This is a genomic window from Pannus brasiliensis CCIBt3594 (assembly GCF_036688125.1).
GTDB classification, from domain to species: Bacteria; Cyanobacteriota; Cyanobacteriia; order Cyanobacteriales; family Microcystaceae; genus Pannus; species Pannus brasiliensis.
This window is the reverse complement of the sequence record NZ_JBAFSM010000014.1, coordinates 1-17,583: the sequence shown is the minus strand read 5'-3', so window position 1 is coordinate 17,583 and position 17,583 is coordinate 1. Positions and strand designations below refer to the sequence as shown.

Here is a 17,583-nt window from a genome sequence, read left to right as displayed (position 1 = left end):
CCGAGTAGTGATGCTGATTCGATCTACCCCTGTCTAATTATAGATAACGTTCTCCTTAAAAATATTTCAATCGATGGATAATTTTTCAGAGTTTTAATTCTAAGCTCGAAATAAATCGTGAATAAAATATGCTAGAAATCGTTAATAAATATTCCGATAATTATAAAGATACAAAATCTCTCTTTTCGGTAGATAGATCTCGATCGAGATCGGTTCCGTCCAACCCGGCAACCTTGATGCTAAGGGTTTATCGGGAAGTTCTACCGAGGGCGCGCGAGTATTTAAACGGATGGAGAATAGAAGCCGAGAAAATTCCCGATCCCGAACTACGGGCGCAGGCTCTAGCCAGTATCGACAGCAAAACCTTTCACTGCGAGGGGGGAGCGATTTACGGGTTACTCGCCGGGGAGGATATCGATCGAACGATCCGTTTTATCGTCGCGTACCAGACGATCAGTGATTATTTAGATAATCTCTGCGATCGGAGTACCTCTTTAGATCCAGACGATTTTCGGAGTCTCCATCTCGCTTGTTTTCACGCCCTGACCCCGAACGCGGAATGCGTGAATTATTACCGAGCGCGCGCGGAACAGGACGATGGCGGCTATCTCGTCAAATTAGTGAAAACCTGTCAGAATGTATCGCGTCAATTACCGTCCTACGGGGCGATCGCCGGTTGTTTACACGAGTTAGCCGAGCGTTATTGTAATTTACAGGTGCATAAACACGTTCGGGTTCAAGAGCGGGTTCCCCGATTAAAAGCGTGGTTCGAGGAGTATCCCGACTCGGTTCCCGATCTGACGTGGTACGAATTTTCCGCGTGTGCCGGTTCGACCCTGGGAATTTTCTGTCTGGTGGCCTACGCCGGCGATCCGGCGCTCTCTCGGGAATTCGCTATCGAGGTGAAAAATAGCTATTTTCCCTGGATGCAAGGACTGCATATTCTACTCGACTATTTAATCGATCGAGAGGAGGACAGACTCGGGGGGGATTTGAATTTCTGTACCTATTACCCTAGCGATCGGGAGATGACCGATCGATTGATTTTCTTCGTCCGAGAGGCTGATCGGGCGGTTTCCGGATTACCGCGCCGATCGTTTCACCGAATGATCGTTCGGGCTTTACTGGGGGTTTATCTGGCCGATCGCAAGGTAAACGAGCAAAAAGAAATAAGACGGAGCGCGAGGCAGATTATCCGCTCTTGCGGTGGGCTACCATTCTTTTTCCTTTGGAACGGTCTGATTATGTCCCGAATCCGCTCTCGGCGGATGCTCCCGTAATGGCCGACGCGATAATCCCGCCGGCACATTCCCCGAAACCGAACCTGGCTGACACAAAATTCGGCAAAATAGAAGATTCACGAGGTCTCCGCGTCTCTCGCCAGCGATTTCAGGACAGACCACTGCTTTATCGTGATTTTCCCGCCGCGACGGTACTCCACCACCGTCCGGATCTGTCGGAACAGCCGAACGCATTCCTCGTAGGTAATGCCGATACTGCGGGCGATCCGGTAATAGGATAGCCGCTCTCGCAACACGTCTCCCGCGGCCGTGGTATCCGTCCCCCCCTCGGTCGCGGCCGTGACCAGATAACGAGCGAGACGGGCGATCGCTCTCTCCGACATCAAACCGTGTACCGTGTCGTGAAGCCGTTGTAAACGCCGGTTCAAAATCTCCAGCATTTTCAAGGCGATCTCCGGGTTAACGCGGATCGCATCCAGAAGAGCCTCCCTCTGTATCTCGATCGTCTCGCTATCGGTTTCCGCCGTGACGGTGGCCGGGGCGATCCCGTTACCGAACAGAGCGGGAGCGGCGAAAATCTCCCCCTTCCCCAAAACCCGAAAAATGGTTTCCTTCCCATCGATCGCCAACCGACTCACCCGGAGCGAACCCGATAACAGCGCGTGTAAAGCGGCGGGAAGACGATCGCCCTCGTGCTGTAGGATCTCTCCGGCTCGAAAGGCTCGAATCTCCGTGAAAGGCGCGAGGGAAAGCAACTCGGAATCCTGAAGGGTCGCGAGTAAGGGAACCTGTCGGAGTTTCTCGATACTACCTAGCATCCGGTGGATTGAATCGGACTATTCTCGATCCCGATTATAAAACCTCCGGCAAACATCAGAAATCTCTTGTCGGGTCAGAAGTCAGGAGTCAGGAGTCAGGAGGAGGAAGAAGAAGTAAAGAGCTTTTAAGGATAAAATACTGAATTTATACAGAATTTTCTTTAAATATTCTTAAAATCATATTTAAGTTTGAATCCGACGTTCAATTCTCACTTTTACCGGAGGTCTATAAAGAGAATTTTCCCCGATACCTCGAAGCGCGATTCGTTTTTGAGGGTCTAAAAACTTCAAAAAATAGAATCTTACAAGATAAATAGGTTTTTGGGAAAATTTTTACTTGGAAATTTTTTATTCTTCCTCCTGACTCCTGAATTCTGGCTCCTGTCTCCTTAACCACACGACAATTCTTGAATTCTAGAATGAGGTCTCCAGTATGAGCTACCTCATAGTCCCCTGCCGTCCTTTCTTCGATACTGGGTACAGAACGAGTCAAGGTTACAAACCATGAGCGATACAGTAGCGAGGGGGACGACGAATTCCCCCGGAACCTCCCCTCTCGATCCGCGGACGGCTCCCGGCCATCAGGTTCTAGCGGCGGCGGGAAAAAAATTTTTACGCCCCGGCGGACGGACGGCGACGCGACAATTGTTCGAGATGGCGAATTTCCAACCGGGAGAAACCGTTTTAGAACTCGCGTCTAGCTTCGGTTATAGCTCGATCGATCTCGCGTCGCGTTACGGGGTAAACGTGATCGGGATCGAGAAAAATCCCGAGAGCGTGGAACGGGCCCGGGCGAACGTGGCGAGCGCGGGACTAAGCGATCGGATCACGTTCATCGAGGGGGATATTTTCCGGCTCGACGAGATCGATCGACGGTTCGACGCGGTAGTGGCGGAAGCGATTCTCTCGATGCAGTCCGCGCCCGCCAAGGCGAAAATTCTTACCGGAGTCAGCGCCCTCCTCGAACCCGGCGGTCGCTTCCTCTCCCACGAACTCCTGATCGAAGGCAATGAAGCGGAAATTTATCCGGCACTACGAGGGGCGATCCGGGTAAATACCACGCCTCTCTCCGGGGAAGGCTGGCGGGAAAATCTCGCGAACGCGGGATTAATCGTTACGCGCCATCAGATCGGGGCGATGGGACTCCTCGACCCCCGAACCGTCCTCCGAGATGAGGGAATTCTCGATACCCTGAAGATAGCGTGGAACCTCCTCGCCCGTCCCGACCTGCGCCAACGGGTTCTAGAAATGCGCGAGGTTTTCGATCGTTATCGCCACGAACTCGGTTATATTCTCCTACTCGCCCGTAAATCGGCAGGAGCCAACAGATGAACACGACCTTACTATCGCGAACCCCCGTCCTCCAACTCCGCGAACATCTGGAATACCCGGAATCGGGGATCTTAAGCAAAATTCTGTTTAAAGACGCGGCCTGTCAGTACACGCTCTTCTGTTTGGCGAGCGGTACGGAGATAAGCGAACACACCTCTACCCGGAACGCGACCGTACAGGCGATCGAGGGAAACGGCACGTTAACCCTGAACGGAGAGGCGATCGCCCTAGAACCGGGGGTGTTGGTCTTTATGCCCGCTAACGCCCCTCACGCTCTCGACGCGACCTCCAATCTCGCTTTTCTGCTGATTCTCTCGGCGACTTCGTGAGGGAGGCTCGATTCGATGCAGACAACGATCGCCCCGTCCCGTAGACCGAATTCGGGAGCTTGGTATCGCCCCACGCTCTCCCCGGAACACGGTGTTTACATGATTCTCTTCGTTTCTTTTCTCACCGGCGCGGCCGCGGCGGGACGGTGGACTGTCGCGACGACTCTCGCGAGCGTTTGCGCTTTCGGGGCGTTTCAAGCCGAACACCCTTGGATACTGCAAATCAAACAGCGCAAGAGTTGGAAGCCCCGTTTTCTGGTGTGGGGTAGCTTCTACAGCGCGATCGCGGTGGGACTCGCCTCGTTCCTGTGGGCGCGCGACGACGGGAAAATCTGGCTCTCGATCGTCTATACCGGGGCGGGCGTTGCCTTTATCTTCGACGCGATTTCCGTGACGCGGCGGCAACAGAAATCGGTTTTCAATGAACTGATCACCTTCGCCGCGGTCTGTCTGTCCGCGCCTTTCGCCTATCGCGCGGGCGGGGGAGAAATCGCCCGCGACGCGCTCTCTCTGTGGTTATTGAATAGCCTATTTTTTTCGAGTACGATTTTCCTCGTTAAATTTCGGAAGGCGAAAGACCCCTCGATCGGGCCGATCGTTCTCTTTCACTCGATCGCTACGGCGATCGTCGTCGCGCTCGGATGGGTGGGCTGGCTATCCCCTGTAGCGGTGGCGGCTTTCGGCATCGCCCCTTGGAAAGCGCTGTCGGTCGTCTGGCAACGGGACCGGTATCGCTCGGCGAAAATCGGTGTGGTGGCGATGTTGGAAACGATCTCGGCACTACTGTTTCTAGCGATCGTCGCTCTCTCGTTCTTACCGCCCCATCTTTGAGAGAAGAAAACAGACCGGGGATCAACCGGATTTCTAGAGATCGAGGTTCGATTTAATCGCGACGGGGCAGTTTTCGCTCGGTGTAGAAGCCGTAAGGGTTATTGTAGCGGATCATCCCTTTCGGCAGTCGGGGCAGTATCTCCCGGATCTCCCGTCCACAATCGGTCATTCCCGCGGTCTCGGCTATTTCCGCTTTAACTTGAAACGCGTAATTTTAAGATCCTTCAAGACAAAAATCAAATTTTTGACTTTTCAAAGCTATTTTCTTCTTCCTCTTGCTGGCTCCCGCTTTCTTTTTCCCGGCTCCTGTACTAATCCCTCTTTCATCGGAGTAGGATCGGTTCCTGTTGGCAATCCGAGCCGGAACGCTTGTCTATCATAGGACTTTCGCATTGACAGAAAGTGTAAGTTATGCAAGTAAATCCAAGGAAGGAGATAAGTTCGCTAAAATAAACTCTTTAACTACTTTTAAATAAAGCTGTTTCTGAACCGCGTACCAAGAATCTATTTCTGCCCTCGCTCTCAGGGACTCTAGGAAACAAAAAGCTCTTAACGAGCAAAAAACATGAGTGGTAATCGCTTCGGTTTTTCTCACTTGAAACTTTGATAATCCACACAATTGTTTTAGCGCTCTATGATAGCGCTCGATCCCCCAGTGAAAATTCTGTAGTTGTCGAAAGTCATCGCGAGTCCAATTTTCCAGTTCGGACTCGTCATTTAGAAAAGTGATATAATGGCGAAAACTTTTGTCTTTAAAAGTTCTCCGAAATACTTTCACTTTTCCGAATCCTTTGAGTTCAACTATCTTTCCCGACTCGGGAATCTCTAAATTCTCGACTCGCTCGAATTGCCCTCCCATCTCTCTAAGCAAACGATTTTTAGCGATTCCTAGCTGAAAACCGAGTTTTCTGTCTTTAAAAAACTGTAAGTTTTCCCGCGAGGAATACCAACTATCGGCCGTTACCATTGATGGTTCGACTCCCCACTCGATTACTTCCTCTATCATCTCTCGGACGTACTCGTTTTTGGTCTTTTTTTCGACCGGATTGTAAAGACGATAGTTGATCGGTAATGATTTTCCCGCCGGCTCGGTATAGTAAAGCGTGATTAAATTTAGCCCCACGATCGCTTTCCGATATTTTCCCGACCAATAATAGCCGATTAATTCCGAGCGCTTCGGATCGCTGTACCTTTTTTCGACCACCGTATCGTCCGCACTTAACACACCTCCTTTCAGGTTCAGATTCTTTTTGACCTCTTCAAACAAGTCTAGGGGAGTATATTCCTCGCGTGACAGGAAACGATTACTACTGTGACGAGAGATCCCTAAAACCTCTGCCAGACGGCAGCAACCGCCCCCTTTCGGCTCTGAAAGCAGAAAATAAGTGTATTTATCTACGTCACATCGAGCGGTCGAGGGCTTGGTTAGAACTCTGATGGCTGGTCTCCTCGGCTTTGAAACAGGTCATTAGCATCCTCTACATATTCCGCCAGTTCTGTCAATGCGAAAGTCCTATATCAATGGTTTCACGAGAATTGAGCGTTGTTACGACCCGATCGAGGGAAACTGTCAGCAACTCAATCCCGAAATCCTCGCCCGGTAAGGGAATCGTTCGATCGCGGGATCGGCGGCATTCCACCTCTGACAGAAAAGGGATAACAGGTGCCGGCCGCTTTTCTCGATCGTGGCGATCGATTTCTGTTGTCGCTCGTTGAGCGAGCCTAAAACCTCGTCTTGCAGGGCTTCCGACATTCCCGGGATCGCGTTCGGGGGAGCGCGGAGTTCGTGGCTCATATTGGCCAGAAATTCATCCGTAAGACGGGTGGCGCGGGCCAGTTCCTCGTTCGTTTTGTGCCATCTCGCCTCGTATAGCTCCCGCTCGGTGACATCCCGCGAGGCGGCGAGAATCTGGAAAACCTCGCCGTTACTGTCGAAAATGGGCGTGACGACCACATCCCACCATTTCATTTTGTGGATAAAATACAAAGTCGCCCTAGAAGGGCGAGGCTTTCAACCCGGATCTCCGGTAACTTTCCGCCAGCCGGCGCTCTGTTCACCATTGTAAATGCCCGGACAGTCGAGGTAGCCGCGGGACAGGGGGGAAATCATCGTGCATTCGGTCACGATCGGACCGGCCGAGGCTCTTTGGGTGTAGTAAGAGCCATAACCTCGGTAGGAACGGTTCCGTCAGCCCGTAATCGGGTCATGGGAGCCATGACGATACGGTTGGCGAGGGAAAGGGAACCGAGGGGAAAGGGCGAGACTAAATCGAGGGTCGGGTTTATAGGAAATGCTGTTACGAGAGATCTTCGCTCGATTTTCTACAGTTTGGTGTGGCTTCCGTCACAGAAAGGAGCGCTCGCCGTCGCCTTGCACAGACAGAGGGCGACTTTCTTCGGCTCCTCGACGGTGAATTTCACGGGAGTGAACCCCGTACCTTGGTGAGCGCCGTTGCAGTAAGGCTGGTTGGTCGATGCCCCGCAGGTACACCACCAGTAATCTCCCGGTTCGAGATCGAGAACGGCGGGCTTCTTGTCGGCGATAATCGGTTGATCCACGGGTAGTATTCTCCTTAATGACAATTCTCGTTTGTCGATCGCTGTCTATACCCTTTCGGGAACATCTGGCGATCTCGTTAGTTGTATTATCGATTGGATCTTTAAAAAAGACAATACGGTATTTAAGAGATACACTGTTTCTAAATAGTTGACAATAGTGGAAGAATGGATAAGTTCGAGAGCCTGAAAGCTTTCACGACAGTGGTGAAAACGGGGAGCTTCGCGGGAGCGGCGCGGGAAATGCAACTATCCCGATCGGCGGTTCATAAACTGGTGATCAATTTGGAGAGGGAACTGGGAGCCAGACTGTTCCATCGCAGTACCCGCCGGGTCACGCCGACCACGACCGGACTCGCTTTTTACGAGCGATGCGTGACGATTCTGGCGGATCTGGCGGAGGCGGAGATCGCCGTGTCACGCTGGCACGAGGAACCGGTGGGAGTCCTTCGGGTGAACGCGCCCATGTCTTTCGGGGTGTTATACCTCGCGCCCCTAATCACCGATTTCATGACTCGCTATCCCCGGTTACGGGTGCAGTTAACCCTCGACGATCGCCTGATCGACCCGATTAGCGAGGGGTTCGATTTCGTCGTCCGCGTGTCCGTCCCTCCCGAGTCCGCGTCGCTGGTGGTTCACCCTCTCGCCTCGATCGAGCTTGTCCTCTGCGCGAGCGATCGCTATTTAACCGAGCGCGGGCTTCCCGAGCGCCCGGCCGACCTACGCGAGCATTCCTGTCTGCACTACGGCTATATGAGCGCGGGAAACGTCTGGAAACTAGACGGGCCGGACGGGGAACAGGCCATCCCGATCGAGGGCGCTCTCTGCTCTAACAACGGGGAGGTATTGAAAGAAGCGGTGATCAAGGGCTTGGGTATTGTTTTACTGCCGACCTTTCTCGTGGCCCGCGAGTTACGTCGGGGAACCTTACGGGCGATCTTGCCGGACTACTCGATCGGTTCGCTCTCTTTGTGCGCGATCTACCCGACGAACCGCCATCTCTCGATCACGGTTCGGTTGTTTACCGAATTCCTACAGGAAAGCTTCGGTCGCGCTGATTGGATGGAGACGCTCCCGATCTCTCGCTCTCACGAACGATAACTATAGAACCCGATCTGATAATTCGTAACGCTCTACCGGGAGATCGATCGATTCTCGTCGGTTTTAGGGAGGCCCTGCAAGATAGCGAACGGGAGTATCACCCGAATCGTCCGCCGGGCGTGGAAATCGGTGACGCTCATCTAGCCTATCTAGAAGAACTCGCGCTGGAACGGGACGGACGGATTTACGTGGCCGGTTCCGCGGGGGATATTCTCGGTTTTCTCGTCTGTTTTATCGAGAGACTCGACGCGGGGGATCTCCACGTTTACGACCGCGAGCGGGAATACGGTTATATTTCCGATCTGTACGTTTCGCCCCGATCGCGCGGGCGCGGTATCGGGACGGCTTTGATGGAAGCGGCCGAGAGCCATTTTCGGGGTCGGGGTTTGTCGGTAATCAGGGTGAATACTTTGGCGGATAATCGAGCGGCGATCGAATTCTACCGGGCGATCGACTACGGATTTTACGAGATCACCCTCGAAAAGCGACTGGAAGAAAAATAGATAATTCCGCTCGCTCCCCGAACCGGCTCGTCAACACGAGCGTGAAGACCAAGGTAATGCCGATCGTCCCCTCGTTTTTGCCCGACGGTTTGACTCCTCGATCGAGAGTTAAACACTACCTCTTCCCGGAATGACCGGATTAGACCGATTTTCTGTCGTTCTCACCGGGATACGAGCGGGGGAAAAGGGGAGATCGGGCGACCTTGTTTCTGGATTCTCTACCCTTTCCCCGCGATCGGATTCCGGATCATCGCGCTCGTTTACCAACGCCGATCGCTCTTTTCGGGTTCAGGGAGTCGGGGGGGGGGATCGATTGGAGAAGTGGGGACCGGAGAGGGATCGGTAACGGCCCGGGGAGAACCGGCTAGATACTGCCAGGCGAGCGCACCGAGGATGCCGATCGCGCCCAAAGCCAGCAAGCCGACCAGCGCGGTCATAGAAAACGGGCGAGAACGAGCGGGCGCGGGCGCGGGAACCGGCGCGGGAACCGACGCGGGAACCGGCGCGACCGGGAGCGGTATAGTCGGGATCTCCTCACCCGTTTCCTCTTGGCCGGCGGTATCTAGAGTATCCTCGCTCGCGTCGATCGTTCGATCGGGAAAAATCGTCTCGATATCGCTACCGGACAGGGGAGCGATCGGTTCGTCGGCCGGTTCCAGATGACAGTGGACGAGGGCGATCGTGGCGTTATCGTGTCCGTTTTTCCGATTGGCCAGTTCTAGTAATCGGGTTCCCACCTCGACGACGGTTTTCTCCCCGGTTAGCAGGGGTAGGATCTCGCTATCCCAGTATTGTTCGACCCGATCGTAATCGCTTAAACCGTCGGAACAGAGCAGGAAAACACAATCCTCATCGAGAATGAATCTCTGCACGGTGGGGTGGAGATTGTTGGCCCCGCTCATGCCCAACGCCTGTACCAGAGCGCCCGCGTTGGGATACTGCACCGCGTCGCGATAGAGCAGGTAGCCTAATTTCACTTCCCGGGAGGCGAGATCGTCATCGACGGTAACTTGATGGCAACTGTTGGCGGTGATCCAGTACACCCGCGAATCGCCGACGTGCGCGACGTACATCTCGTGAGCGCGGGCTAGATTCATCACGACGGTGGTTCCCATGCGCTGGCGTTCCCTGCGGTGTTCGCTGTCGTTGCGCTGGCTGATCGTGTCATTGGTGATGCGGATCGCCCGCTCGATCGAACGGGAGATCGTGTCGGGATCGTCGCCGATCGGTAGGGGATTATCCGAGATCAGGGATTGTTCGAGAGTCTCGATCGCCAGGCCCGAGGCGATTTCTCCCCCGTCCTGACCGCCGATGCCGTCACAGACGATCGCGATCGGCGTGCCGTCCGGGTCAACGGTCACGATCCGATCGGGCGCGGGATAACAGGCATCCTCGTTATGATCGCGGGTCGGCCCGGTATCGGTACAGGTATAGAGATGATAGACACGTTTTCGAGAGCGGCCGTAATGGGCCAGGGCCCGATCGAGGGACGCGATCAGGGTTTCGGCCCGATCGATCTCGCCGGATTGCAGTTTCTGGCATAAAGAATCGAGAAAATCCCGTACCTCCTCCGCCGCGCCCGGTATCCAATCCGACCACAACCGCCCCAGATCGCTCAATCGAGGCACGGGCGGTTCATCGAGTTTTAATTCCAACAACTGCACGAGGCGACCGTTCACCCGTAACAGGGACGGGTCGAGCAGGCTAGAAACGACCGTTTTTTTCTGGAGCGGTTGCCAGATTCGGGCGATCTGCCAGAGCCAGTGAAGTTGACCGAGAGCACTCGCTTTCGGCCATTCTTCGGTGAAAAGGGGTAACAATCCGGGATAGAGTAATTCGCCCTCGCTATCGAGGGGAACCGTACCGTATTCCAATAGCCAGAGATCCATCGGCAGACGCTCGTCCGGGCTGGGAATATACCCGTAGATCTGCGGGACGTGGAGGCGTTGGGGAAATAGTTTTAGGTACGGGGCGATCTCGGTCGGCGGCTCGTCGGGCGCGCGCGGGGCCTGAGCGGGTTGGGTATCGAGAACGACGTTCGGCTGTTTGACCAGGTAGCGATCGTCCACGAGATCGCCGATCCGATAGTAAGTTTTCACCCAATCGCCGGGCATCCAGAGATAACGCTTGACCAGGGGGGTGCCGCATTTTTCACAAAACTTGTTGGCGAGGGGATTGGGGGTCAAACAAGTTAAGTTTTGACATTGAAGGGTCGTCACGGAATCCATGCCAGCGGTTTGCTCCTCGGCGGGGGTTTTCAAGCGGTTTATCTCGTGTCAAGGACACGAAAGCTGTAATTATACACGATTTTCCAGATTGTAGCGTTCCCGCTTTGGTTCCCCGCGCTTTTCCGGGATTCTAGCGGGCGCCCGCGACCGTTAGGCTATCGATCGCTATTTTCACGTTCTCTCGCACCGAGGCCGCGGAAACGTGCAGGTCCTGTTGTTCCGCGTCGGTCAGGCGCACTTCCAGAATACTCTCGATCCCGCGACATCCCAAACGACAGGGAACCCCGAGATAGAGATCCCGCAATCCGTACTGGCCGTCGAGATAGGCCGCGGCGGGTAGTAATCGCGAGCGATCCCGTAAAATCGCCTCGACCATCAAACACGCGGAGGCGGCGGGCGCGTAATAAGCTCCCCCGGTCTGGAGTAATCGGACGATTTCCGCTCCCCCGTCGCGGGTTCTCTCGACGAGGCGCTCGATCGTGGCCGCGTCCATCAGTTCGGTGATCGGTACGCCGCTCACGGTGCAATAGCGGGGTAGGGGCAACATCAGATCCCCGTGTCCCCCTAACACCATCGCCTGAACGTCGGCGGTGCTCACGCCCAGTTCCATCGCGATAAAGGTTTGCAGGCGCGAGGAATCGAGTACCCCGGCCATCCCCATCACCCTCTGCGGGGGCAGATCGGTGGCTTTCCAGGTTAGATAGGTCATCACGTCGAGGGGATTGGTGATGACGAGAAAAATGGCATCGGGAGAGTATTTAAGGCTATTTCTCGCCGCTTCGTGGACGATTTTGGCGTTGACGGCCATCAGGTCATCCCGACTCATCCCCGGTTTGCGGGCGAGTCCGGCGGTGATGACGACGATATCGCTCCCCGCGGTCATCGCGTAATCGTTCGTCCCGATAATCTCGCTATCGTGTTGTTCGATTCCCCCGGCCGCCATTAGATCGAGGGCGATTCCCTGGGGAAGTCCCCCGACGATATCGAGGAGAACGACATCGGCGAGGTTTTTTTCGGCGATCCGTTGGGCGAGGGTTCGTCCGACATTCCCCGCGCCGATAACCGTGACGCGCGGGGATTGGCAGGGCAGAAGCGTATCGTAAAAGTCAGCCATAATCGATCGACGGGGACGAACTCCCCGTCACGCGGGTTCTAGTTGGTCGAGCTTCAACCACACATTCGGGGTGGGAACGTAGAATCTCAAAAGCGCGTATTCATCTTTGATGTCCAAGACTTCCGCTTTGCTGTCCAACAGATAGCTCGGCAAGCGTCGATCGCTGGCGGCCGCCTCCAGGCTATTCTCTAACGTTTCCCGCACCACGCGCACTAAAGCTCCTTTCTTGATTGTACCTGCCATGTTTTTTCCGTTGGTTTCGCTCTAGGTTTTCTTCCATAAATTGTTACATATCCCGGCGATCGGGGTGGGGATGGGGGGACGGGGAGTTCGGAGTTCGGAGTTCGGAGTGGGAAATCAAGATAGAGAGGTTCTAGTTTCGGGAAAAAATGGAGAGTTTCGAGAAATTTACTCCCTACTCCTGCCTCCTGACTCCTGACTCCTGACTCCTGCCTCCTGCCTCCTGACTCCTGCCTCCTGCCTCCCTCGCTCTACAGTCGATCGAGGATTTCCCGGACGAATCGATCGAGATCCGGTTCGGACGAGGCTCTCGGCCCGGCGATGTTGAGAATCTCGATCCGGTGTTCCCCGATAAATTTTCGGAGTTTCGCGGACCGATCGCCGTCGGGTAGCGTTTTACAGAGAATCAGACAGGGTTTTCCGTACTGTCGGGCGAATCGTTCGGTTAATAACGTTCCTCCCGTCAGGGGATAGTGAATACAGAAGATCGCCGTTCCATCGGAGTCGCGGACATTCCACTCGGTACGAACCGCCGGGTCTGCCGAAGGGGTTTCCCGTAACTCGTAACGGGGATCGATCGCCCCGTCCTCCGCTCGTCGTCCCCGCGGACACCAACCCCCGTGAGGAATCCCCCGATCGATCGCGTGATCCAACCCCGCTCGATCGGCCCCGGTTTGCCCTCCCGAAACAATTTTCCGTAATTTCACGTAGACCTCCGATCGGGAGTCAGGAGTCAGGAGGAGAGGGTAAAGGGTAAAGGGTAAAGGGTAAAGGGTAAAGAATGAAAGATCGCCTTTTCCCTTTTCCCTTCCCCATTTTCCCGAAAAACTCCCCCATCTCCCCATCCCCCGACTCACTCCGTACCCGAATCTAACGCGCGAGTTTTTATGATTGTCAATGGAGATTTGCAAATTTTTTTCTCGAAAATCCCAAGTCGTCGAAAAGAGCGCTCAGAATGGGGATAGAGCGGTACGCGAACCTCTCGGCCGTCCGGGAGTACAGGTTATCGGCAACTGACAAAGCGCTCGATGTGTGACCCGCGATACCGGGCGATCCACGGAATTCACGTTACCCTAGACCGGGAGAGGTAAGATTGTATTCTCTAATCGGTAAGAGAACGGTTCATCGCTTTACGTTATCAACTCTGAAAAGAATCTTAAAAAACTATTAAGGTTTTATAATTGAGGAGTGTTGTTAGGAGGATCATCGTGTTTAACCGACTTGCAGAGCAACACCGCCAACTGGTACAAGATCTCGTGATGGATTTACAAGCCTTAGCGATCGCCCTGGAGAACCGAGGCTATCCAGCATCCTGCTATACTTGCGGCGGTCAGATGAATAGCGCGTCATTTATGGTGAGTCTCGGCGAAACGCATTTGATCCGTTTTCTGGTATCCGATTACGGGATCACCTGGACGGAGATGCGCGACGATCGAGAGTTAATGAAACTCGAAGGGGCCGAGGCGATCGCTCAACTCGAAGAGTTAGCCAACCTGATCAAATACGCGGTCGCGCCCTCGGAATTTATCGGCAAAAAACCCTCGTCCGTGTTCCAACAGCTACAGGCTGTCTAAACCGGAGCGATCGCTAGATCCGTATGTTTAGCGAAGCTTTTTCCTAACTTTCGATCGACGGGTTCGCCAGATACGCCATCCGCTTCACTTCCTTACGCCCTCGGGAGACGGAATCGAGAATCATCCCGGAGGTGAAGCTCAAAAAAGCGAGAAGCATGATCGACGCGGCGAGGATAGCCGTGGGAAAGCGCGGGACCAATCCCGTCTCGATGTACTCGACAAAGACGGGGATCGCCAGTAAGAGCGAGACGATCGCCAAAAGAAGAGCGACCAAGCTGAAAAAGAGAAAAGGACGAATTTCTTTAAATAATAAGATCGCGGTTCCCAAAACGCGCCAGCCATCCTGAAAGGTTTTTAATTTACTCTCGGAACCTTCCGGACGCTCCCCGTAAAGCGTCGGTTCTTCGGCGAAGGGAATTTTCAACTCTAGCGCGTGAATGGTTAACTCGGTCTCGATCTCGAATCCGTTGGATAGCGCGGGAAAAGATTTAACGAAACGCCTGGAGAATACCCGATAGCCAGAGAGCATATCGATCAGGCGCGCCCCGAAGAGAAATTTCACGAAACCGGTCAGGAAAGCATTGCCGGCGCGATGTCCGGGACGATAGGTTCGCGCGGATTTGCGTTCCTCGACGCGGGCCCCGACCACCATATCTAACTGTTCGTTCAGGAGTCTCTCGATCAAGCGTCCTACCGCGGGGATCTCGTAGGTATCGTCGCCGTCGATGAGGATATAGATATCCGCCTCGATATCGGCGAACATCCGGCGTACCACGTTGCCTTTTCCCGGTTGGGTTTCGTGGCGGACGATCGCCCCGGCGGCTAGGGCGCGCTCGACGGTATCATCGGTGGAGCGGTTGTTATAGACGTAAATTTCCGCTGACGGGAGGACCGATTGAAAGCGGGAAACGACCCGATCGATAGTTAAGCCCTCGTTACGACAGGGAATCAGCGCGGCGATCCGGTAGTTTTTCAGGGACGGGTTCGGAATGGCGGTTAAAGGATCGAGCATGATAGATAGGGGGAGTCGAGTAGGGGAAAGCGGTCTTTTCTAGAAACCCGATCGAGCCTCGATCGGGCCTACGATTTCGGGTGGTTCACTTCCGTTACCCGCCAACTGAGTTTGAAATTCATCCAGAAGTTCCACACCGTGACGAGCGCGATGGCCAGTAAATTGGCCGCGTAGCGATCGATCCCGAGAACGTTAAAGAAAAAGTTGAGGAACAGAACGTTAAGAATCAAACCGGCCAGACAGATTAGATTGAATTTTAAAAATCGTTTAAAGCGTTGACCGGCTCCTTTCTGGGCGCTGGCGATATCCCCGAACGTCCAGCGATCGTTCCAGAGGAAATTATTAATAATGGCCATCTCGGCGGCGATGATCTTGCTCCGGGTCATCCCCCAACCGAGAGAGGCGGGATCGCTCAAGAGATAGAAGATCGCCATATCGACAAAGACCCCGCTCAAACCCACCGCGCCGAAGCGGAGAAAGCGATCGAGCGGGAATTGCAACCGTTGCCGCAAGCGACCGACGCGACCTCTCGATCGCAATTTCAACAGGTGCAGGATGTACTCGATGTATTGTTTCCCGGTGACTTTACTCTCGCCCTCGCGACGCTCTTGGAAAACGTAACCCACCTCGGCGATCGTGGCGATATCGCCGCGACCGATCACTTCGAGCAGAATTTTATAGCCCATCGGGTTCAAGACGGGCCCGGCGATCGCTTGGCGGCGTACTAGAAAATAACCGCTCATGGGATCGGATACGCGCCCGACGACATTGGGGAGAATCAGTAATCCTAACAGTTGCGCTCCCCTCGATAGAAAGCGTCGGGTGAGACTCCACTCGCTCACTCCCCCTCCCTCGACGTGACGGCTGGCTACCGCGAGATCGGCTCCCGATCGGATTTTTTCGATCAATTCGAGGAGTATTTCGGGGGGATGTTGTAGATCCGCGTCGATCACGCCTAAGATTTCCCCGCGCGCCGCTTGCCAACCTCGCACGACCGCGGAGGAGAGTCCTTTTTCTCCCTCTCGCCGCATAACCTGTAATTGGGGATGATCGGGCATTAAAGAGCGGGCGACCTCCCAGGTGAGATCGGGGCTGTTATCATCGACGACGATCAATTCGTAATCTCCGGGGATCGCTCGATCGAGGAGATCGCCGAGAATTCCCACCAGAGCGACGATATTACGCTTTTCGTTGTAGGTGGGAATGATGAGAGATAGGGAGAGAGGGTTCGCGAGCGAACCGGACTCGCCCTCGATCGCCTCGCCCGAGGGGGGAGAGAGCGGCACCTGAAGACAGCCGGAGGGGGAGGGGAGAAGAAGACGAGAGGCTTGTACGGTCATGAAAACGTTACCTGACTCACTCACAACACGATTAGCTTTTAGACGCGATGGCGAGGATAAAAGGTTTCTCCCCGTCGATCGGTTTTCGGAGCGCGATCTTCATTGAACCACGACCGGGCGATCGATACGGGGACGTATCGCCGATTTTCCGCCGAGAATCGGGGCAGTTTCTCGCTCAGGTTAGCGCGACCATCACCCGGAAACCTAGCACGCTATAGCGTTTTTCCGGTAGACAGAAGGTGCGGTTCGCGCTCCGCAGATGCCTCGCCTCATCCCCCCAACTGCCCCCGCGCACGACGCGGGCCGGACGACGACGGGGATGTAATCGGGGATCGCTCTCTAACCAAGCACTGCCGTCGAGAGGGGGTTGCCCCTTGTAATTCTGATGCCAGAGATCGGCGCACCACTCGTTGACGTTCCCGTGCATATCGTAGAGACCGAAAGCGTTGGGGGCGTAACTACCGACCGGGGTTGTTTTGGCGGGGTAGGCGCTTCCCGATTCGTCCGCGTAGGGATCGTAGGCCGCGAAATAGTTGGCCCGAGCGGCGGTTACGGTTTCGCCGCAGTAAAAGGGGGTGGTGGTTCCGGCGCGACAGGCGTATTCCCAGCGCGCCTCGCTCGGTAGACGGTAATCCTTGCCGGTGGCTTTGGAAAGGCGTTGACAGAATTCGATCGCCTCGTACCAGGATACCCGCTCGACGGGATGGTTATCGGTCGGGAAAAAGGCGGGATCGTCCGGGAGATCGAGATGGATTTTCGGGAGGGTCGCGATCGCCCGCCATTGCGCGACCGTGATCGGGTATTTGCCTAAAGCGAAGGGAGCGATCGTGACCGATTCTCGCGGTCTTTCACTGCCGGTTTGATCGCCTTTTTCTTCGGGCGTGGAACCGCGGAGAAAACGGCCGCCGGGGAGATAAACCATTTCGAGATCGAGATTGTTTCCGAGCGGTTCGCGCCAGGAGCGGGCGGTTCCGGGACGGCGATCGACGATCTGACCGGTTCGATCGACCGTTACGGTTTCAAAGGAATATTCGCTTAGTTTTAGGGATGGAAAGTCGGTGGGGTTCGTTTGTCGGAGAAAGCGATCGAGATCGGCGGGATCGAGCGGTGAAGAGTTTCCCCGTCCCGTAGAAAGTACGGTGGCGATTCCCGCGCCGGTGCCGACTAACCCCGCGAATTTCAGGAAATTTCTTCTGGTGAGGGGTTCGCGGGAGTTATCGGTGAGGTTTGTCATCGCTGGTTCTCGATCGGGTAGTCGGGATCGTTTTTCATTCTATCATTGGCGATTTCGGAACGTCCGGGCGGTCAGAGGAGGCAGGAGTCAGGAGTCAGGAGTCAGGAGTCAGGAGTCAGGAGTCAGGAGT

Annotated in this window: 19 protein-coding genes; 8 read left to right on the top strand and 11 right to left on the bottom strand. The window is 54.8% G+C overall.

Annotated elements, in window-relative coordinates; genetic code table 11:
- Window positions 1-236 precede the first annotated feature (236 nt).
- The gene (locus tag V0288_RS08990) at window positions 237-1,280 is read left to right on the top strand and encodes a tetraprenyl-beta-curcumene synthase family protein (RefSeq protein ID WP_332864745.1); all 1,044 of its coding nucleotides are present in this window, start codon (window positions 237-239) and stop codon (window positions 1,278-1,280) included.
- A gap of 77 nt (window positions 1,281-1,357) precedes the next feature.
- Here V0288_RS08990 and V0288_RS08985 read toward each other — a convergent pair whose 3' ends face one another.
- On the bottom strand, window positions 1,358-2,059 hold the full coding sequence (locus V0288_RS08985) for a Crp/Fnr family transcriptional regulator (RefSeq protein ID WP_332864744.1): 702 nt from the start codon (window positions 2,057-2,059) through the stop codon (window positions 1,358-1,360).
- 8 nt (window positions 2,060-2,067) lie between these two features.
- On the opposite strand from V0288_RS08985, the gene V0288_RS08980 reads away from it, so the two are divergent.
- From V0288_RS08980 to V0288_RS08965, 4 genes are all read left to right on the top strand, one after another.
- Window positions 2,068-2,202, top strand: a complete 135-nt coding sequence (locus tag V0288_RS08980; protein WP_332864743.1) for a hypothetical protein — start codon at window positions 2,068-2,070, stop codon at window positions 2,200-2,202.
- Between the two features lie 361 nt (window positions 2,203-2,563).
- Entirely contained in the window at window positions 2,564-3,391 is an 828-nt protein-coding gene (locus V0288_RS08975) for an SAM-dependent methyltransferase (RefSeq protein ID WP_332864742.1), read from the top strand.
- Window positions 3,388-3,720 (top strand): cupin domain-containing protein, encoded by a 333-nt coding sequence (locus V0288_RS08970; protein WP_332864741.1) that lies wholly within the window; start codon window positions 3,388-3,390, stop codon window positions 3,718-3,720. The genes V0288_RS08975 and V0288_RS08970 overlap by 4 nt, the downstream gene beginning before the upstream one ends.
- 15 nt (window positions 3,721-3,735) lie before the next feature.
- Complete coding sequence (locus V0288_RS08965; RefSeq protein WP_332864740.1) at window positions 3,736-4,551, top strand: YwiC-like family protein; 816 nt, start codon at window positions 3,736-3,738, stop codon at window positions 4,549-4,551.
- A 409-nt stretch (window positions 4,552-4,960) separates the two neighbouring features.
- Here the strand turns inward: V0288_RS08965 and V0288_RS08960 are convergent, their stop codons facing one another.
- The 3 genes from V0288_RS08960 to V0288_RS08950 form a co-directional block, all read right to left on the bottom strand.
- Window positions 4,961-5,989, bottom strand: a complete 1,029-nt coding sequence (locus V0288_RS08960; RefSeq protein WP_332864831.1) for an IS701 family transposase — start codon at window positions 5,987-5,989, stop codon at window positions 4,961-4,963.
- 132 nt (window positions 5,990-6,121) lie between these two features.
- Window positions 6,122-6,520, bottom strand: a complete 399-nt coding sequence (locus V0288_RS08955; RefSeq protein ID WP_332864739.1) for a histidine kinase dimerization/phospho-acceptor domain-containing protein — start codon at window positions 6,518-6,520, stop codon at window positions 6,122-6,124.
- Between the two features lie 353 nt (window positions 6,521-6,873).
- Window positions 6,874-7,110, bottom strand: coding sequence for a CDGSH iron-sulfur domain-containing protein (locus V0288_RS08950; protein WP_332864738.1), 237 nt, complete (start codon window positions 7,108-7,110; stop codon window positions 6,874-6,876).
- Between the two features lie 165 nt (window positions 7,111-7,275).
- On the opposite strand from V0288_RS08950, the gene V0288_RS08945 reads away from it, so the two are divergent.
- Window positions 7,276-8,208 carry a LysR family transcriptional regulator gene (locus tag V0288_RS08945; RefSeq protein WP_332864737.1) on the top strand — a complete coding sequence of 311 codons (933 nt, stop codon included), beginning with the start codon at window positions 7,276-7,278 and terminating at the stop codon, window positions 8,206-8,208.
- A complete protein-coding gene (locus tag V0288_RS08940) occupies window positions 8,166-8,711 on the top strand; it encodes a GNAT family N-acetyltransferase (protein WP_332864736.1) in 546 nt (181 codons plus the stop codon). The genes V0288_RS08945 and V0288_RS08940 overlap by 43 nt, the downstream gene beginning before the upstream one ends.
- 260 nt (window positions 8,712-8,971) lie before the next feature.
- Here the strand turns inward: V0288_RS08940 and V0288_RS08935 are convergent, their stop codons facing one another.
- The 4 genes from V0288_RS08935 to V0288_RS08920 all read right to left on the bottom strand — a co-directional run bounded on the left by V0288_RS08935 (window position 8,972) and on the right by V0288_RS08920 (window position 13,000).
- Window positions 8,972-10,939 (bottom strand): protein phosphatase 2C domain-containing protein, encoded by a 1,968-nt coding sequence (locus tag V0288_RS08935; RefSeq protein ID WP_422661941.1) that lies wholly within the window; start codon window positions 10,937-10,939, stop codon window positions 8,972-8,974.
- 130 nt (window positions 10,940-11,069) lie between these two features.
- On the bottom strand, window positions 11,070-12,053 hold the full coding sequence (gene mdh, locus V0288_RS08930; RefSeq protein ID WP_332864734.1) for a malate dehydrogenase: 984 nt from the start codon (window positions 12,051-12,053) through the stop codon (window positions 11,070-11,072).
- Between the two features lie 27 nt (window positions 12,054-12,080).
- The gene (gene ndhO / locus V0288_RS08925) at window positions 12,081-12,296 is read right to left on the bottom strand and encodes an NAD(P)H-quinone oxidoreductase subunit O (protein WP_332864733.1); all 216 of its coding nucleotides are present in this window, start codon (window positions 12,294-12,296) and stop codon (window positions 12,081-12,083) included.
- A gap of 248 nt (window positions 12,297-12,544) precedes the next feature.
- A complete protein-coding gene (locus V0288_RS08920; RefSeq protein WP_332864732.1) occupies window positions 12,545-13,000 on the bottom strand; it encodes a putative molybdenum carrier protein in 456 nt (151 codons plus the stop codon).
- A 501-nt stretch (window positions 13,001-13,501) separates the two neighbouring features.
- On the opposite strand from V0288_RS08920, the gene V0288_RS08915 reads away from it, so the two are divergent.
- Window positions 13,502-13,867: a DUF1815 family protein gene (locus V0288_RS08915; protein ID WP_332864731.1), complete on the top strand. Its 366-nt coding sequence runs from the start codon at window positions 13,502-13,504 to the stop codon at window positions 13,865-13,867.
- Window positions 13,868-13,910: 43 nt separating this feature from the next.
- Here the strand turns inward: V0288_RS08915 and V0288_RS08910 are convergent, their stop codons facing one another.
- From V0288_RS08910 to V0288_RS08900, 3 genes are all read right to left on the bottom strand, one after another.
- Window positions 13,911-14,879 (bottom strand): glycosyltransferase family 2 protein, encoded by a 969-nt coding sequence (locus V0288_RS08910; protein WP_332864730.1) that lies wholly within the window; start codon window positions 14,877-14,879, stop codon window positions 13,911-13,913.
- 68 nt (window positions 14,880-14,947) lie between these two features.
- Entirely contained in the window at window positions 14,948-16,219 is a 1,272-nt protein-coding gene (locus V0288_RS08905) for a glycosyltransferase (RefSeq protein WP_422661940.1), read from the bottom strand.
- 175 nt (window positions 16,220-16,394) lie between these two features.
- Window positions 16,395-17,453, bottom strand: a complete 1,059-nt coding sequence (locus tag V0288_RS08900) for a formylglycine-generating enzyme family protein (RefSeq protein WP_332864728.1) — start codon at window positions 17,451-17,453, stop codon at window positions 16,395-16,397.
- Window positions 17,454-17,583 lie beyond the last annotated feature (130 nt).

Excerpts from the sequence above, each read along its gene's own strand:
- V0288_RS08985 (WP_332864744.1), bottom strand. The coding sequence starts at position 2,059 with ATGCTAGGTAGTATCGAGAAACTCCGACAGGTTCCCTTACTCGCGACC.
- V0288_RS08900 (WP_332864728.1), bottom strand. The coding sequence starts at position 17,453 with ATGACAAACCTCACCGATAACTCCCGCGAACCCCTCACCAGAAGAAAT.
- V0288_RS08935 (WP_422661941.1), bottom strand. The coding sequence starts at position 10,939 with ATGGATTCCGTGACGACCCTTCAATGTCAAAACTTAACTTGTTTGACC.
- V0288_RS08945 (WP_332864737.1), top strand. The coding sequence starts at position 7,276 with ATGGATAAGTTCGAGAGCCTGAAAGCTTTCACGACAGTGGTGAAAACG.
- V0288_RS08965 (WP_332864740.1), top strand. The coding sequence starts at position 3,736 with ATGCAGACAACGATCGCCCCGTCCCGTAGACCGAATTCGGGAGCTTGG.
- V0288_RS08905 (WP_422661940.1), bottom strand. The coding sequence starts at position 16,219 with ATGACCGTACAAGCCTCTCGTCTTCTTCTCCCCTCCCCCTCCGGCTGT.
- V0288_RS08990 (WP_332864745.1), top strand. The coding sequence starts at position 237 with ATGCTAAGGGTTTATCGGGAAGTTCTACCGAGGGCGCGCGAGTATTTA.
- mdh (WP_332864734.1), bottom strand. The coding sequence starts at position 12,053 with ATGGCTGACTTTTACGATACGCTTCTGCCCTGCCAATCCCCGCGCGTC.
- V0288_RS08910 (WP_332864730.1), bottom strand. The coding sequence starts at position 14,879 with ATGCTCGATCCTTTAACCGCCATTCCGAACCCGTCCCTGAAAAACTAC.
- V0288_RS08975 (WP_332864742.1), top strand. The coding sequence starts at position 2,564 with ATGAGCGATACAGTAGCGAGGGGGACGACGAATTCCCCCGGAACCTCC.
- V0288_RS08955 (WP_332864739.1), bottom strand. The coding sequence starts at position 6,520 with ATGAAATGGTGGGATGTGGTCGTCACGCCCATTTTCGACAGTAACGGC.
- ndhO (WP_332864733.1), bottom strand. The coding sequence starts at position 12,296 with ATGGCAGGTACAATCAAGAAAGGAGCTTTAGTGCGCGTGGTGCGGGAA.
- V0288_RS08970 (WP_332864741.1), top strand. The coding sequence starts at position 3,388 with ATGAACACGACCTTACTATCGCGAACCCCCGTCCTCCAACTCCGCGAA.